The 16,158-nt window shown below is 66.4% G+C and carries 11 protein-coding genes; 5 read left to right on the top strand and 6 right to left on the bottom strand.

The annotated features are described in order from the left end of the window. Positions 1–27: 27 nt before the first annotated feature. The 4 genes from MLG87_RS01915 to MLG87_RS01900 all read right to left on the bottom strand — a co-directional run bounded on the left by MLG87_RS01915 (position 28) and on the right by MLG87_RS01900 (position 6,793). The gene (locus MLG87_RS01915; RefSeq protein WP_243293537.1) at positions 28–1,596 is read right to left on the bottom strand and encodes a peptide chain release factor 3; all 1,569 of its coding nucleotides are present in this window, start codon (positions 1,594–1,596) and stop codon (positions 28–30) included. Between the two features lie 70 nt (positions 1,597–1,666). Continuing rightward, positions 1,667–2,095 (bottom strand): VOC family protein, encoded by a 429-nt coding sequence (locus tag MLG87_RS01910; RefSeq protein WP_243293536.1) that lies wholly within the window; start codon positions 2,093–2,095, stop codon positions 1,667–1,669. 63 nt (positions 2,096–2,158) lie between these two features. Next, on the bottom strand, positions 2,159–4,231 hold the full coding sequence (locus tag MLG87_RS01905; protein WP_243293535.1) for a S9 family peptidase: 2,073 nt from the start codon (positions 4,229–4,231) through the stop codon (positions 2,159–2,161). 138 nt (positions 4,232–4,369) lie between these two features. Beyond that, positions 4,370–6,793, bottom strand: a complete 2,424-nt coding sequence (locus MLG87_RS01900; protein ID WP_243293534.1) for a sodium-translocating pyrophosphatase — start codon at positions 6,791–6,793, stop codon at positions 4,370–4,372. A gap of 444 nt (positions 6,794–7,237) precedes the next feature. Here MLG87_RS01900 and MLG87_RS01895 point away from each other — a divergent pair, with 444 nt between their 5' ends. From MLG87_RS01895 to MLG87_RS01885, 3 genes are read left to right on the top strand one after another with little or no spacing between them, the layout of a single operon-like run. Beyond that, positions 7,238–7,933 carry a succinate dehydrogenase cytochrome b subunit gene (locus MLG87_RS01895; protein ID WP_243286345.1) on the top strand — a complete coding sequence of 232 codons (696 nt, stop codon included), beginning with the start codon at positions 7,238–7,240 and terminating at the stop codon, positions 7,931–7,933. A 16-nt stretch (positions 7,934–7,949) separates the two neighbouring features. Further along, positions 7,950–9,869: a fumarate reductase/succinate dehydrogenase flavoprotein subunit gene (locus tag MLG87_RS01890; RefSeq protein WP_243293533.1), complete on the top strand. Its 1,920-nt coding sequence runs from the start codon at positions 7,950–7,952 to the stop codon at positions 9,867–9,869. An 11-nt stretch (positions 9,870–9,880) separates the two neighbouring features. Then, complete coding sequence (locus MLG87_RS01885) at positions 9,881–10,666, top strand: succinate dehydrogenase/fumarate reductase iron-sulfur subunit (protein WP_243293532.1); 786 nt, start codon at positions 9,881–9,883, stop codon at positions 10,664–10,666. Between the two features lie 128 nt (positions 10,667–10,794). On the opposite strand, the gene gnd is transcribed toward MLG87_RS01885, so the two are convergent. After that, positions 10,795–11,700, bottom strand: coding sequence for a phosphogluconate dehydrogenase (NAD(+)-dependent, decarboxylating) (gene gnd, locus MLG87_RS01880; RefSeq protein WP_243293531.1), 906 nt, complete (start codon positions 11,698–11,700; stop codon positions 10,795–10,797). Between the two features lie 86 nt (positions 11,701–11,786). On the opposite strand from gnd, the gene MLG87_RS01875 reads away from it, so the two are divergent. Then, the gene (locus MLG87_RS01875) at positions 11,787–12,314 is read left to right on the top strand and encodes a MarR family winged helix-turn-helix transcriptional regulator (protein ID WP_243293530.1); all 528 of its coding nucleotides are present in this window, start codon (positions 11,787–11,789) and stop codon (positions 12,312–12,314) included. Then, entirely contained in the window at positions 12,311–14,146 is a 1,836-nt protein-coding gene (locus tag MLG87_RS01870) for a chloride channel protein (protein WP_243293529.1), read from the top strand. Before MLG87_RS01875 ends, MLG87_RS01870 begins: the two co-directional genes overlap by 4 nt. On the opposite strand, the gene MLG87_RS01865 is transcribed toward MLG87_RS01870, so the two are convergent. Next, positions 14,147–16,039 (bottom strand): APC family permease, encoded by a 1,893-nt coding sequence (locus MLG87_RS01865; RefSeq protein ID WP_243293528.1) that lies wholly within the window; start codon positions 16,037–16,039, stop codon positions 14,147–14,149. Positions 16,040–16,158 lie beyond the last annotated feature (119 nt).

Below are 16,158 nucleotides of genomic sequence, written 5' to 3'. Positions count from 1 at the left end.
GATTCGCGTCTTTCGCGGTTCCTATCCTTACTTCGGCGGATGTTCCAGGAAGGTCAGCCCGGGGCTCTTCTCCGCGGTGGTCCGTCGCTGCCAGTCATTCTCGAAGAGGATGGCGGGGTTGCCCTCGGCGTCTTCCACCAGGTCCCCCCAGAAGCGGCTGGGCTCGGGCCAGCCGCCTTCGATCCAGCGGGCCATCTGGAAGCCGCGGGGCTCCAGCAGCACGGGGCAGGCGTACTCATCCTTGAGGCGGTGCTGGAGCACCTCGAACTGCAGGCGGCCGATGGCGCCCAGGATGGGCAGGGGCGCGCCGCCCTTGGGCCAGAAGACCTGCACCACGCCTTCCTCGGCGATCTGGTTCAGACCCTTCAGGAAGCCCTTGCGGGCGCCGGGATCCGCCAGGCGGACCGACGCGAACTGCTCCGGGGAGAACCGGGGCACGGCATGGAACTCGATGGGACCTGCGGCGCTCAGGACGTCGCCGATCCGGAACAGGCCGGGGTTGATGAGGCCCAGGATGTCGCCGGGATAGGCCTCGTCCACGATCTGCCGCTCGCGGCCGAAGAACATGTGGGGGTAGTTCAGCTTGATGGACTTCTTCTCGCGCACGTGGAGGGCGTCCATGCCCCGGTCGAACTTCCCGGACACGATGCGGGCGAAGGCCACGCGGTCCCGGTGGGCCTTGTTCATGTTGGCCTGCACCTTGAACACGAAGGCCGTGAAGGGCTGCTCCGGAGCGATCTCGCCCCCGTTCATGAGGGGTCGCGCGCCCGGCGCCGGCGCCAGCTCCAGGAACTCCTCCAGGAACTCGGCCACGCCGAAGTTGTTCACGGCCGAGCCAAAGAACATCGGGGACTGCTCGCCGCGGAGGAAGGCCTCCCGGTCGAAGGCCGGGAGCACATGGTCCATGAGGTCCACATCGTCCTTGAGCTGCTGGAGCTCGGCGGGCGTCAGCAAGGCGGCGATCTCGGGATCGTCCAGCCCGCCCTTGCCCGCCACGCGGGCCTTCTGGCCCGCCTTGGCCCGCTCGAAGACCTGGATCTGGCCCGTGGCGCGGACGTAGACGCCCTTGAAGTCCGTGCCGGAGCCGATGGGCCAGGTCATGGGCACGGCGTGGAGGCCGAAGAGCTCCTCCACCTCGTCGATGAGCTCCACGGGCTCGCGGCCCGGGCGGTCCAGCTTGTTGACGAAGGTGAAGATGGGGAGCTTGCGCTCATTGGCTACGCGGAAGAGCTTCTTGGTCTGCTCCTCCACGCCCTTGGCGCAGTCCAGGAGCATCACGACGGCATCCGCGGCCGTAAGGGCCCGGTAGGTGTCCTCACTGAAGTCCTGGTGGCCCGGCGTGTCCAGCAGGTTGATGGCCCGGCCGTGGTACTCGAACTGCATGGCCGCCGAGGTGACGCTGATGCCGCGCTCCTGCTCGATGCTCATCCAGTCGGAATGGGCCGCAGCCCCGCCCTCGCGGGCCTTCACGCTGCCGGCCCGATCGATGGCGCCGCCGTAGAGCAGCAGCTTCTCGGTCAGCGTGGTCTTGCCGGCGTCGGGGTGGCTGATGATGGCGAAAGTTCGCCGCCGCTGGATCTCTTCGGAGAGGGACATGGGGTTCCGGAGCAAAGAAAGGCGCGGCGGATGCCGCGCCTTTCCATTGTCCCGCGACGGGAGGAGAGACTCAACCCCGGGCCGCCATCCGGCGCTGGACCTCGGCCTCGTCCACATCCTCGATGTGGGTGGCGATCCACCACTGGTTGCCCCAGGGGTCCTGCACGCCGGCATTGCGGTCGCCGTAGAACTGGTCGGAGGGCTCCATAAGTGAGACTCCTCCAGCTGCCAAGGCGGCCTGATACACCGCATCGGTGTCGGGGACATAGAGGTAGAACCCCGTGGGCATGGGCTTCCAGGGGTCCCGGGCCTGGGCCAGCATCACCATGGAGTCTCCGATGCGGACTTCGGCATTGGCGATGGCCCCGTCCGGGCGAACCACCCGGCTGCGTTCCTCCGCCTGGAAAGCGGCCCGGAGAAAGGCGATGAAGCCCTCCCCGTCCGGCACGATCACGTAGGGCGTGACCGTGTGGTACCCCGTCGGAACCGGCTGGACCATGGCCTCCTCCTTCTTTTCGTTCTCCAGAAGGGCGAGGATGCGCCCTTCTGGGGCATCGAGCGGCTATTTGGTGATGCCGACCTGCTGGAGCAGCCAGGCCGTCTCGAAGGCCTTGTCCTTCAGGGCGTCGTAGCGGCCCGAGGCGCCCCCGTGGCCGGCGGGGTCCATCTTGATCTTCAGCAGCAGCGGGTTGGCGTCCGTCTTGAGCGTGCGGAGCTTGGCCACGTACTTGGCGGGCTCCCAGTACATCACCTGACTGTCGTTGAAGCTGGTGGTGACGAGGATGGCCGGGTAGGCCTTCTTCGCCAGGTTGTCGTAGGGGCTGTAGGCCCGCATGTAGTCGAAGGCGGCCTTCTCGTTGGGATTGCCCCATTCCAGGTACTCGCCCACGGTCAGGGGCAGGCTGGCGTCCATCATGGTGTTCATCACATCCACGAAGGGCACGGCGCTGTGCACGGCCTTGAAGAGGTCAGGCCGCAGGTTGGTGACGGCACCCATGAGCAGGCCGCCGGCGCTGCCACCCTCGATCACCAGGCGGTCCTTGCTCGTCCACTTCTCCTTCACCAGGAACTCGGCGGAGTCGATGAAGTCGGTGAAGGTGTTCATCTTCTTCATGAGCATGCCATCGTCGTGCCAGGCCTCGCCCATCTCGTTCCCGCCGCGGATGTGGGCGATGACGTAGACCATGCCCCGATCCAGCAGGCTGAGGCGGGGAATGGAGAAGGTCGCGGACATGCCGAAACCGTAGGAGCCGTAGGCATACAGGAAGAGCGGCGCCGACCCGTCGAGCTTCACACCCTTCTTGTAGACCACGGACAGGGGCACCTTCGCGCCATCGCGGGCCGTGGCCCAGAGGCGTTCGGTGGCGTAACGGGACTTGTCGTAGCCGCCCAGCACCTCCGTCTCCTTCAGAAGGGTCTGCTTCCCCGAAGCCATGTCGCAGTCGTAGATGCTCTGGGGCGTGATCATGGACTGGTAGGCGAAACGGAAGGCCCTGGCGGTGTATTCGGGCGTCCCACCGGGGAAGGCGGCGTACACCCGTTCGGGGAACGCCACATCCTTCCAGGCGCCGGTCTTGACGTCCTGGATCCTGAAGCGGTCCAGGCCTTCGTGCTTCTCGGCCACCACCAGGAAGTCGCGGAAAGGCTCGAGGCCCTCGATCAGCACATCCGCGCGATGGGGGATGAAGGTCTTCCAGTACTTGGGATCCGGCGTCGCCACCGGGGCGGTGACCACGCGGAAGTTCTTCGCGCCCTTGTTGGTGCGGATGTAGAAGGTTCCTTCCCGGTGCTCCACGTCGTACTTGTGGCCCTTCTCCCGGGGCAGGAGAACCTTGAAGGCAGCGACGGGCTTAGATGCTGTTAGGTACCGGGTCTCCCAGGTATCCGTGGACTGGCTTTCCATTAGGAGGAACTTCCGGTCCTTCGTCCGCCCCACTCCGATGCGGTACAGCTCGTCCTTCTCTTCGTAGATCAGTTCAGGCTTGCCACCCTTGAGGTCCAGCCGCCAGAGCTGATTGGAGCGCTTGGTGACATCGTCCTCCGTGACGAAGAAGAGGTGCCGGGAACCTGCCGCCCAGGTGAAGGAGGTCACCCGCTCTGCGAGGGGGCCGCTGACCTTGCCCGAGGCCAGGTCCTTCGTGAAGAGCTTGTACTGGCGGAAGCCCGTGGCATCGGTGCTGTACAGCAAGGTGCGGTCGTCGTCGCTCACGGACATGCCGCCCAGGCCCAGGAACTTCAGCCCCTTTGCCAGTTCGTTCTGATCCAGCAGGACCTCCTCGGCGGCCTTCTCGTCGTAGGCCCCATCCTTCCCGGCCTTCCGGCGGCACTGGATGGGGTACTGCTTCCCCTCCTCGGTGCGTGCGTAGTAGTAGAAGGCGCCGCGGCGGACAGGGACGCTGAGATCCGTCTGCTTGATGCGGCCCAGCATCTCCTTGTAGAGAGCCTCGGAGAAGGGCTGGAGATCCTTGGTCATGGCCTCGGTGTAGGTATTCTCGGCATTCAGGTAGGCCACTACCTCGGGATTGGCCTTCTCCCGCAGCCAGAACCAGGGATCGTTCACCGTCTCCCCGTGCCAGAGGCTTGTGTGGGCCTTCTGGGGCGCGACGGGAGGCTTGGGGGCAGGATCGGCAGCCATGAGCAATCCACAGGCGAGCAGGGTAGCGGGAATATGAAATAATCGGTGCATGAAAATACCCTCACGACACAAGGTATCACACAAGAAGGGGCCCCGCAGGGCCCCTTCTTGTGTTCGTCCGCCTCGACGGCGGAGGTCCTACTTCGCTTCCACGACGGGGATGCGCATGCCGTAGAAGGAGCGCCACACGAACACGGCCGAGATCAGGAAGAAGATCAGGGCGGCGACGTGGGCCGTGGCGGGGTTGAGGGTGATGGCCAGTTCCACGGCCAGGAGACCGAAGAGGGTCGTGAACTTGATGACCGGGTTCATGGCCACCGAGGAGGTGTCCTTGAAGGGATCGCCCACGGTGTCACCCACGACGCAGGCATCGTGGAGCTCGGTGCCCTTGGCCTTCAGCTCGGTCTCCACGAGCTTCTTCGCGTTGTCCCAGGCGCCGCCGGCGTTGGCCATGAAGATGGCCTGGTAGAGGCCGAAGACGGCGATGGAGATCAGGTAGCCGATGAAGAAGTAGTGGTTCACGCAGGCGAAGGCCAGCGTGGAGAAGAACACGGCCAGGAAGATGTTGAACATGCCCTTCTGGGCGTACTGGGTGCAGATCTCCACGACCTTCTTGGAGTCCTCCACCGAGGCCTTCTCGGCGCCGGCGTCCAGGTTGATGTTCTGCTTGATGAACTCCACCGCGCGGTAGGCGCCCGTGGCCACGGCCTGGCAGGCCGCGCCGGAGAACCAGAAGATGACCGCGCCGCCGGTGACGATGCCCAGCAAGAACAGGGGGTTCAGCAGGGACAGGCCCTCCTGCACCGCCATCTGGCCCGGCAGGGTCGGCAGCACGGAGCCGTACTTCGCGGAGAGCACCTGGATGATCGAGAAGATCAGGGTGGTGGCGCCCACGACGGCGGTGCCGATGAGCACGGGCTTGGCAGTGGCCTTGAAGGTGTTGCCGGCGCCGTCGTTCTCCTCGAGGAACATCTTGGCTTCCTCGAAGTCGGGCTTGAAGCCGAAGTCCTTCTGGATCTCCGCCTCGATGCCGGGAAGGGTCTCGATGGTGGAGAGCTCATAGACGGACTGGGCGTTGTCGGTCACAGGGCCGTAGGAATCCACCGCGATGGTCACGGGGCCCATGCCCAGGAAGCCGAAGGCCACGAGGCCGAAGGCGAAGATGGCGGGGGCGGCCATGAAGGCGCCCAGGCCGAAGGTGGACACGTAGTAGGCGGCGCCCATGAGGAGGACGATCGTGAGGCCCATCCAGTAGGCAGAGAAGTAGCCCGCCACCAGGCCGCCGATGATGTTGAGCGACGCGCCGCCTTCCTTGGAGGCCGTGACGACCTCACGAACGTGGCCGGAGTTGGTGGAGGTGAAGGCCTTCACGAGCTCGGGGATCAGCGCGCCGGCCAGGGTGCCGCAGGTGATGATGGTGGAAAGCTTCCACCAGAGGCCGCCGGGCAGGTCGCTGATGAGGACCTTCGAGAGGGCGTAGGTCATCACGATGGAGACGATGGAGGTCAGCCACACCAGGGAGGTGAGGGGCACTTCGAAGTCGAACTTCTTGGCGCTGGCGAACTTGGCCTTGGCCCACAGGTTGTTGATCCAGTAGGAGACCGCGGAGGTCACGATCATGCCCACGCGCATGACGAAGATCCACACCAGCAGCGCCACCTGGATGGCCTGGTAGTTGGGCCCGGCGGTGGTGGGGTTGACGGCGAGCAGAATGAAGGTGATGAGCGCGACGCCCGTGACGCCGTAGGTCTCGAAGCCGTCCGCCGTGGGGCCGACGGAATCGCCCGCGTTGTCGCCGGTGCAGTCGGCGATGACGCCGGGGTTGCGGGCGTCGTCTTCCTTGATCTTGAAGACGATCTTCATGAGGTCGGAGCCGATGTCGGCGATCTTGGTGAAGATGCCGCCCGCGATGCGGAGGGCGGCGGCGCCCAGGGACTCGCCGATGGCGAAGCCGATGAAGCACGGGCCCGCGGCGTCACCGGGGATGAAGAGCAGGATGGCCAGCATGAGGACCAGCTCCACCGAGATGAGCAGCATGCCGATGGACATGCCGGCCTTGAGCGGAATGGCCATGGTGGGGAAGGGCTTGCCGCCCAGGCTGGCGAAGGCCGTGCGGCTGTTGGCGAAGGTGTTGATGCGGATGCCGAACCAGGCCACTGCAACTGAACCGAGGATGCCGACGATCGAGAACAGAAGGACCACGATCACCTGCGGCCAGGTCATGGCCGGGTGGGCCAGGAACCGGAAGTAGGCCACCATGATCACCGCGATGAAGGACCAGAGGATCGCGATGAACTTGATCTGGGTCATCAGGTACGTCTTGCAGGTCTCATAGATCAGTTCGGAGATCTCGAGCATGGACTTGTGGACCGGGAGGTTGCGGATCTGGGAGTACTGCACCAGGCCGAACCCGATGCCGAGCAGGCAGATGAAGAGGCCGATGAGCAGCAGGTTGTGGCCCGTCATGCCCATGAAGCTGCCCTGCAGCGCCGGGATCTTCAGTTCCGCCTCGCCGCCCGCGAAGGCCGGGGTGGAGAGCAGAAGGGCGAAGAGCGCCGTCATCCCCCCCTTGAAGAGTCTGGTCGATGCCAGAGAGTCAAGGAGACGTTTCATCGTCGCCATGGTTGTTCCTCCAGATGGGTTAAGGAGAGGGAGAATGGAAAGCTGGATCGGCTGGAAGCAGGACGGACATGATGGCCTGTGCGCAAGCTGCACGAGCCCCACGCGGGGGCGATCCACCAAAGATCGTGTCTAGATCGGGCTTGATTTTAGCGGACCGGGGATTGCAAACGCAAGACTTCAGGCCGGCCTCCAAACCAAGGTCCCATCGGGGTGGGACCGGGCGATGCCCATTGTCACAGCTTGCCTTGCTCCAGCATTAGCGCTTGGGAATCGAGGATCGTCCGAAGATAATCGGGTCAGATATGGCCCCGCCATTGAAAGAGGGCCCCGCCGCCAAACGCGGGCGCTCCGACCCACCTCCCCGTTTTTCAAAGGAGTCACCCTATGTCCGTTGCTGAACAGAGCATCGCGGGCGCGGAAGCACGCGGCCACGGTTTCCTGGCCTCGTCGGTCGGCCGCAAGGTCGTCATGGCGGCCACCGGCGTCATCCTCTTCGGATTCGTCACGGTCCACATGCTGGGCAACCTGACGTCCTACATGGGTGCCGAGGCGATGAACCACTACGCCGAGTTCCTGCACACCATGATCCACGGCATGGGCATCTGGGTGTTCCGGGCCGTGCTGCTCACCGCGGTCGGTCTCCACATCTGGGCCGCCACGACCCTCACGCTGGACAACATGGCCGCCCGTCCCGTCGGCTACCGCAACCAGAAGAACATCGCCTCCACCTGGGCTTCCCGCACCATGCGCTGGAGCGGCGTCATCCTCGCCGCGTTCATCGTCTACCACCTCCTGCACCTCACCACCGGCACTGTCCATCCCAACTTCGACCGCGCGAACCCCTACGCCAACTTCGTGAACGGCTTCAAGGTTCCCGCCGCGGCCGCCTTCTACATCGTGGCCCAGCTCTGCCTGGGCCTGCACATGTGGCACGGCGTGTGGAGCTGCACCCAGAGCTTCGGCCTGGCCCATCCCCGCTACGACAGCCTGCGGCGCAACTTCGCCACCGGCCTGACCGTCCTCGTGGTGGGCGTGAACATCTCCTATCCCATCGCCGTCCTGACCGGCTTCATCCACTGATCCCAGGGAGCGCTCCATGGAACTCAATTCCCGAATCCCAGACGGCCCGATCGACAAGAAATGGGAAAAGCACAAGTTTGACCTCAAGCTCGTGAACCCGGCCAACAAGCGCAAGTACAAGGTGCTGGTGGTGGGCTCCGGCCTGGCCGGCGGCGCCGCCGCGGCCTCCCTGGCCGAGCTCGGCTACGAGGTCGAGTGCTTCTGCTATCAGGACAGCCCCCGCCGCGCCCACTCCATCGCGGCCCAGGGCGGCATCAACGCGGCCAAGAACTACCAGAATGACGGCGACAGCGTGTACCGCCTGTTCTACGACACGGTGAAGGGCGGCGACTTCCGCGCCCGCGAGGCCAACGTGCATCGCCTGGCCGAGGTCAGCAACAACATCATCGACCAGTGCGTGGCCCAGGGCGTGCCTTTCGCCCGGGAATACGGCGGCCTGCTGGACAACCGCTCCTTCGGCGGCGCCCAGGTGAGCCGCACCTTCTATGCCCGCGGGCAGACCGGCCAGCAGCTGCTCATCGGTGCCTACCAGGCCCTGGAGCGGCAGATCGGGCTGGGCAAGGTGAAGATGTTCCCCCGCCACGAAATGCTGGAAGTGATCGTGGTGGACGGCGTGGCCAAGGGCATCGTCGTGCGCGACATGGTGACCGGTGAGGTCACCTCCCATGTCGCGGATGCGGTCTGTCTCGCGACGGGCGGCTACGGCAACGTGTTCTACCTGTCCACCAACGCCAAGGGCTGCAACGGCACGGCCGTCTGGCGCGCCTACAAGAAGGGGGCCGCCTTCGCGAACCCCTGCTTCACGCAGATCCACCCCACCTGCATCCCCGTGACCGGCGACCATCAGAGCAAGCTCACGCTCATGTCCGAGTCGCTGCGCAACGACGGCCGCATCTGGGTGCCCAAGCGCAAGGAGGACTGCGGCAAGCCCGCCTCCCAGATCCCTGAGGAGGACCGCGACTACTACCTGGAGCGCAAGTACCCCTCCTTCGGCAACCTCGCTCCCCGCGACGTCTCCAGCCGCGCCGCCAAGCAGGTCTGCGACGAGGGCCGCGGCGTCGGTCCCACCCGCCTGGGCGTCTACCTCGACTTCAGCGATGCCATCAAGCGCCTGGGCGCCGCCAAGATCGAAGAGAAGTACGGCAACCTCTTCGAGATGTATGAGCGCATCACGGATGAGAACCCCTACCAGACGCCCATGCGCATCTTCCCGGCCAGCCACTACACCATGGGCGGCCTGTGGGTGGATTACAACCTCATGAGCACCATCCCCGGCCTCTTCGTGCTGGGCGAGGCCAACTTCTCGGACCACGGCGCGAACCGCCTGGGCGCCTCGGCGCTCATGCAGGGCCTGGCCGACGGCTACTTCGTGATCCCCTACACCATCGGCGGCTACCTGGCCGGCATCAAGCCCGGCACCCGCATCAAGGCCGACGATCCCGCCGTGAAGGCCGCGGAGCAGGCGGTCACCGACCGCACGGACAAGCTCATGTCCATCGGCGGGAAGGAGACCCCGACCCACTTCCACCGCGAATTGGGCAAGGTTATGTGGGAGATGTGCGGCATGGGCCGCAACGAGGCCGGGCTCAAGAAGGCCCTGGAACTCATTCCGCAGATCCGCGAGGAGTTCTGGAAGAACCTCCGCATCCCCGGAACCGGGAACGACGTGAACCAGTCCCTCGAAGCCGCCGGCCGCGTGGCCGACTTCCTGGAGATCGGCGAGCTGATGTGCCTGGACGCCCTCGAGCGCCGCGAGTCCTGCGGCGGCCACTTCCGCGAGGAGTGGCAGACCGAGGAAGGGGAGGCCCTCCGCGACGACGAGAACTTCGCCCATGTGGCCGCCTGGGAGTACAAGGGCGAAGGACAGGCTCCGGTGCGTCACACCGAGCAGCTCACCTTCGAGAACGTCCACCTCGCGACCCGCAGCTACAAGTGAGGACCTGAGCCATGACCAAGAACCTCAATCTCACCCTCCACGTGTGGCGGCAGAAGAATGCCAAGTGCGACGGCAAGTTCGTCGAATACCCCGCCGCGGACATCAGCCCCGACATGTCCTTCCTGGAAATGCTCGACGTCGTGAACGAAGGCCTCATCCGCAAGGGTGAGGAACCCATCACCTTCGACCACGACTGCCGCGAGGGCATTTGTGGCACCTGCAGCATGGTGATCAACGGGCGTCCCCACGGACCCCGCGAGCGCACCACCACCTGCCAGCTGCACATGCGCAGCTTCAAGGATGGGGACAGCATCACCCTCGAGCCCTGGCGCGCCGAGGCCTTCCCGGTCATCAAGGACCTGATGGTGGACCGCGGCGCCTTCGATCGCATCATCGCGGCGGGCGGCTTCATCAGCGTGCCCACCGGCTCGCCCCAGGACGCCAACGCCCTGCCCATCCCCAAGCAGAGCGCCGACCTCTCCATGGATGCCGCCGCCTGCATCGGCTGCGGCGCCTGCGTGGCCGCCTGCCCCAACGCCAGCGCCATGCTCTTCGTCTCCGCGAAGATCAGCCACCTGGGCCACCTGCCCCAGGGCCAGCCCGAGCGCCACCTCCGCGTCCGCGACATGATCGCCCAGATGGACGCCGAGGAGTTCGGCACCTGCACCAACCATGGCGAGTGTGAAGCCGCCTGCCCCAAGGGCATCAAGATGGAGAATATCGCGCGCATGAACCGCGACTTCATCAAGGCCAGCCTCACCTACCGTCCCGCCACCAGCGGCGGCGGCGTGGGCTGAGCTAGCCTTGCACCGAAGGAAACGCCCGGCGACTGCCGGGCGTTTCCTTTGTGAGAGGACTTTACCGAATCGAAACGAGGGATGGCGGTCCCGTGCCAAGCCGAGATCTGTCCGAAGGTTCCGCAGTTTCACCCTTCCTTGATCGGATGCCCGCCGAATTCCTGACGCATCGCCGCCACCAGCCGGTCCGAGAACGACTCGGCATCGCGCGAGCGCAGCCGCTGGATCAGCGCCTGGGTGATCACGGGGGCGGGTACGTCCAGGTCGATCGCCTCGTCCACGGCCCACCGGCCCTCTCCCGAATCCGCGACGTAGGGGGCGATGCCGGCCAGGCCGCCCGGCTTCGCCAGCGCGCTGACGGTCAGGTCCAGCAGCCAGGAGCGCACCACGCTCCCGTGCCGCCAGAGCTCGGCGATCTGGCCCACATCCAACCCGAACGCCTCCTTGTGGCGGAGGATGGAGAAACCTTCCGCGTACGCCTGCATCAGCCCGTATTCGATGCCGTTGTGGATCATCTTGGCGAAGTGGCCCGCGCCGCTCGGGCCGACCCGACCCCAGCCGCCACCTTCTGCGGGGGCCAGGCTCCCGAAGACCGGACGCAGGCGCTCGATCACCGCCGGATCGCCCCCCACCATCAGGCAGTAGCCCTCGGTGAGTCCCCAGACGCCCCCGCTCGTCCCGCAGTCCAGGTAGTGGACCCGCCTTTCCGCCACCGTCGCCGCCCGACGCAGCGTGTCCTTGTAATGGGAATTGCCCCCGTCGATGATCACGTCCTCCGCCGACAGCAGCGGCAGCAGGGCGTCGATCGTCTGGTCCACCTTCTCCCCGGCGGGCACCATCAGCCAGAGGACCCGCGGCCCCGGCAGGCCGCCCGCCAGCGCCTCTAGGGACCCGGCGACGTCGAGCCCATGACCTTGCAGGCGTCCGCGGGCCCCGTCGTCCGGGTCGAAGCCCACCACGCGGTGGCCGGCTCCCGTCAGGCGCCGGGCCATGCCCGCGCCCATCCTGCCCAATCCGATCATGCCGATGTCCATGGTGGCGCTCCTTGGGTTCCGATTCCGGCTCCATGAATGTTGGGCCAAACGTGCAACGGTGTTGCCACAACCTTCCTGCGCGAGCTATGCTTCTCAATTGTATGGGATCCCAAACAAAAATACCCCCTGGCAGTGATCCGACGACCCACCGGGTCTTCCAGGCCCTGCGCGCCATCGTCAGGGACCTGCGTCTGGCCTCGACCTCCTGTGAGAAGCAGTTCGGTCTGAGCGCCGCCCAGCTGTTCGTCCTCCAGGCCCTCCGCGACCAGCCGGGCATGAGCTTGGGCGAGGTGGCGGCCCGAACGGTCACGGACCAGAGCTCCGTATCGGTCGTCGTCCGGAAGCTCGAGGAGAAGGGCCTGGTCCAGAAGCATGTCTCCGCCGAGGATGGGCGCCGGCTGGAACTGTCCCTGACGGCCGCCGGGCAGCGCCTTTCCGGGCAGGCCCCTCCGACAGTGCAGGACCTGCTGATCCGGCGCATCGCCGGCCTGGAGACCGGGGACCGGGCCCGGCTGGCCGAACTGCTCGAGCACCTGGTTCCCCCGAGCCTGGAGGCCCGGCCGATGTTCTTCGAGGACCCGCCACGCTCGATACGAACCAGGAGGAAGCCATGACGGGCGCAAGGTCACCGTTCCAGCAACCCGGAGACGGCCTCCCCGTGGCCCCGAGTCTCGCGCCGACCCTGGAGAATGCCCGGGTCCCCCTCGAGCGCGCCATCGTCGATGGCCGGGTCGCCCTCATCAGCCTGCTCGCCCTCGCCCTGGGCGTGGCCGCGGGTTACCTGGCGGAACTGCTCGTCCGGCTCATCGGGCTCGTCACCAACCTCGCCTACCACCATCGCTTCTCCACTGAGTTCGCCTCGCCGGCCGGACACCACCTCGGCTGGCCGGCCATCTTCATCCCGGTCGCGGGAGGGATCCTCGTCGGCCTGATGGCCCGGTACGGGTCCCGCGCCATCCGCGGGCATGGCATCCCCGAGGCGATGGAACAGGTCCTGCTCAACGAGAGCCGCATCCCGGCCCGCATCACCTTCCTCAAGCCCCTCTCCGCCGCCATCGCCATCGGCACCGGCGGCCCCTTCGGCGCGGAGGGCCCCATCATCGCCACCGGCGGCGCCCTCGGCTCCCTCCTCGGGCAGGTCCTATCGACCACCGCGCTGGAGCGCAAGACCCTGCTGGCGGCGGGGGCGGCGGCCGGCATGGCGGCCACCTTCGGGTCCCCGGTCTCCGCGGTGCTGCTCGCCGTGGAGTTGCTGCTCTTCGAGATGCGTCCGCGCTCCATCATCCCCGTGGCGCTGGCCAGCGCGGCCGCCACCGGCGTCCGTTTCTCGCTCGTCGGCATCCGGCCGGTCTTCCCCATGCCCACGCTCGCCACTCCCGGCGGCTCCGCCCTGGCCGTCTACATCGCGCTGGGCGCCCTGGTAGGCCTGGCCTCGGTCTACGTGACCCGCGCCATCTACTGGATCGAGGACGGCTTCGAGCATCTGCCCATCCACTGGATGTGGTGGCCCGCTCTGGGCGGGCTCGCCGTCGGCGGCATCGGCTACTTTGTCCCCCACACCATGGGCGTGGGCTACGACAACATCCAGGCCATCCTTTCGGCGAACCTCCTGGGGACCGGCCTGCTGGTCCTGTGCCTGGCCAAGTTCCTGTCCTGGTCTATCGCCTTGGGCAGCGGCACCTCCGGCGGAACGCTGGCCCCCCTCTTCACCCTGGGCGGCGCCCTGGGCGCGCTCCTGGGGGGCCTGATCGCCGCGGCCTTCCCGGCTGCGGGTGTGGACCCCCGGATTTGCGCGCTGGTCGGCATGGCCGCCATCTTCGCGGGCGCCTCCCGGGCCATGCTGGCCTCCGCCGTGTTCGCTTTCGAGACGACCCTGCAGCCGCTGGGCCTGCTGCCCCTGCTGGGCGGATGCTCCGCCGCCTACCTGATCTCGGCCCTGATGATGCGGAACAGCATCATGACGGAGAAGCTCGCCCGGCGCGGCATCCGGGTCCCGGAGGAGTACTCCGCGGATTTCCTGGATCAGGTCCTGGTCCAGGATGCGGCCTCGAGCCCCGTGGTGACCCTGGAGGCGAGGCAGCCGCTCGGCGAAGTGAGGAGTTGGATCGAGGGCGGCGCCGACGGCGCCTCCCACCACGGGTTCCCGGTGGTCGAGGAAGAAGGCTCTGTGATCGGCGTGCTCACGCGGCGGGACCTGCTGGAGGCCTCCCATCCTCCGGAGACGCCCATCCGGGACCTGATCCATCGGGATCTGGCCGTGGCCTTCGAGGGAAACTCGCTCCGCCAGGCGGCCGATCACATGGTCCGCGAGGCCGTCGGACGCCTTCCGGTCCTGGATGCGGAATCCCGGCTGATCGGCATCCTCACGCGGAGCGACCTGCTGGAGGCCCACACGGCCAGGCTGGCTTCCTCGGAGGTTCCGAAGCGCACCTTCCGGGCCGGATAGTCACTCCACCAGTGGCTCCACGTGGTAGGGGATGGAGATGACGATGGTCTTGGGTTTCAGCAGAAGGGTGCCCTTGATGCGCCAGGCCGTCTGGTTATGGAGCAGGTTCGCCCACCAGTGGCCGGTCACGAACTCGGGGAGGATGACGGTGATCGTGTACTCCGGTTCCGCCTGCCGCATGCGGTCCAGCTCGTTCACGATGGGTTCGACGATCTTCCGGTAGGGGCTGCGGATGGACCGGAGCGGAATCCCCTCGCAATACCGCGGCCAGTCGGAGCGCAGCTTCTCCAGGGCCGCGCTGTCCCGGCCGTGCTCGTCGGGAAAGTCGATGGTCAGGGCCTCCACCTCGCCATGTCCGGCGATGACCTTCGCGTAGTTCAGGGCCTGCACCACGCCGGCATGGATCCCCGACACCAGGACCACCACGCGGTTCCGGCGGGGCCCGATGAAGTCCACACGGCTGGCCGCGAGGATGGACTTCACCCGGATGTAGTGCCGGTGGATGTTGAAGAACGTGGTGACCATCACCGGCACGAGCACGATCACGATCCACGCCCCGTGGGTGAACCGCGTCACGGCGATAACCAGCATCACGATCAGGGTGGTCACCGCGCCCAGGCCATTGACCAGCGCCTTGAGCCGCCAGTGGGGGCCCCTCAGCCGGAACCAGCGGCGCACCATGCCCGTTTGGCTGATGGTGAAGCCGAGGAAGACGCCCACCGCATAGAGCGGCAGCAGGTGGTCCTCCTTCGCGCCGAAGAGCAGGACCAGGAACCCGGCCGCCAGGGACAGGATGAAGATCCCATTGGAGAAGACAAGGCGATCCCCCTGGCTGGTGAACTGGCGGGGCAGGAAGCCGTCCCGGGCATGAAGCGCCGCCAGCCGGGGGAAATCCGCATAGGCCGTGTTCGCCGCCAAGGCCAGGATGGCCATGGTGAAGCCTGTGGTGGTGAGGTAGACCAGCTTCGGAAACCCGTGTTCCGCGCCGCCCAGGATGATCCGGGTGAGCTGGGACAGAAGGGTCTCGGGCGAGTCTGGATGGTAGGTCAGCCAGTAGTGGTTCGTCAGGTAGGTGATGCCCAGGAACATGGAGCCGAGGATCACCACCATCCAGGTCATGGTCTTGGAGGCATTCTTCGACACGGGATCCTTGAAGGCCGTGACGCCGTTGCTGATGGCCTCCACTCCCGTCAGGGCGGTGCAGCCGGCGCTGTAGGCCCGGGCCAGAAGCCAGACGGCGGCCAATCGGGAGGTCCCTTCGAGATGGGCCGCGGCCACGTGAGCGGCGGCCGCCCCATGCCCCGTGGCCACGTTCCAGAAGCCCTTGAGCAGCAGGCCCACGATGCAGACCACGAAGCCATAGGTCGGCAGGGAGAAGACCAGGCCGCTTTCCTTCACCCCGCGAAGGTTCATCAGGGCGATGAAGGCGATGATTCCCTCGGCCAGCAGCACCCGGTGGGCCTCCAGCCCGGGGAAGGCGGAAACGATGGCCGAGACGCCCGCGGATACCGATACGGCCACGGTGAGGATGTAGTCGATCAGCAGCGAAGCGCCCGCCGTCTGGGCCGCGGCCTCGCCGAGGTTGTCCTTAGCCACCAAGTAGGCGCCGCCGCCGCTGGGATAGGCGTGGATGGTCTGGCGGTAGCTCACGTTGAGGACCAGCAGCAGGCCCACGATGCCGAGAGCCACCCACCAAGACCACCCCAGCACTCCCGCGCCGAACACGGCCACGGCCGCCGTGAGGGGCGCCATGATCTCCTGGGTGCCATAGGCCACGGACGATAGCGCGTCCGAGCTGAACACCGCCAGGGCGATGGGATTGCTGATCCGGGTCTCGTGGCTTTCCTCGCTGGCCAGACGCCGGCCCAGGAGAAGGGTTCTGTAATTGGGCATGACCGGGGTTCCTGGGATGGCGGGTCCAGACAGGATGACGATGAGACCGGCCCGGTCCGCCTGCTCCGGGGTCGGGCCAACCGACAAGAATGGCCAGGAACGGCGTTAAGAATGCGTTA

The sequence above is a fragment of the Geothrix mesophila genome (genome assembly GCF_022808835.1).
Taxonomy (GTDB): domain Bacteria; phylum Acidobacteriota; class Holophagae; order Holophagales; family Holophagaceae; genus Geothrix; species Geothrix paludis.
This window is presented reverse-complemented; position numbering and strand designations above follow the sequence as displayed.

Coding starts and splice junctions, on each gene's coding strand:
- MLG87_RS01915 (WP_243293537.1), bottom strand. CDS start 1,596: ATGTCCCTCTCCGAAGAGATCCAGCGGCGGCGAACTTTCGCCATCATC.
- MLG87_RS01910 (WP_243293536.1), bottom strand. CDS start 2,095: ATGGTCCAGCCGGTTCCGACGGGGTACCACACGGTCACGCCCTACGTG.
- MLG87_RS01905 (WP_243293535.1), bottom strand. CDS start 4,231: ATGGCTGCCGATCCTGCCCCCAAGCCTCCCGTCGCGCCCCAGAAGGCC.
- MLG87_RS01900 (WP_243293534.1), bottom strand. CDS start 6,793: ATGACGGCGCTCTTCGCCCTTCTGCTCTCCACCCCGGCCTTCGCGGGC.
- MLG87_RS01895 (WP_243286345.1), top strand. CDS start 7,238: ATGTCCGTTGCTGAACAGAGCATCGCGGGCGCGGAAGCACGCGGCCAC.
- MLG87_RS01890 (WP_243293533.1), top strand. CDS start 7,950: ATGGAACTCAATTCCCGAATCCCAGACGGCCCGATCGACAAGAAATGG.
- MLG87_RS01885 (WP_243293532.1), top strand. CDS start 9,881: ATGACCAAGAACCTCAATCTCACCCTCCACGTGTGGCGGCAGAAGAAT.
- gnd (WP_243293531.1), bottom strand. CDS start 11,700: ATGGACATCGGCATGATCGGATTGGGCAGGATGGGCGCGGGCATGGCC.
- MLG87_RS01875 (WP_243293530.1), top strand. CDS start 11,787: ATGCTTCTCAATTGTATGGGATCCCAAACAAAAATACCCCCTGGCAGT.
- MLG87_RS01870 (WP_243293529.1), top strand. CDS start 12,311: ATGACGGGCGCAAGGTCACCGTTCCAGCAACCCGGAGACGGCCTCCCC.
- MLG87_RS01865 (WP_243293528.1), bottom strand. CDS start 16,039: ATGCCCAATTACAGAACCCTTCTCCTGGGCCGGCGTCTGGCCAGCGAG.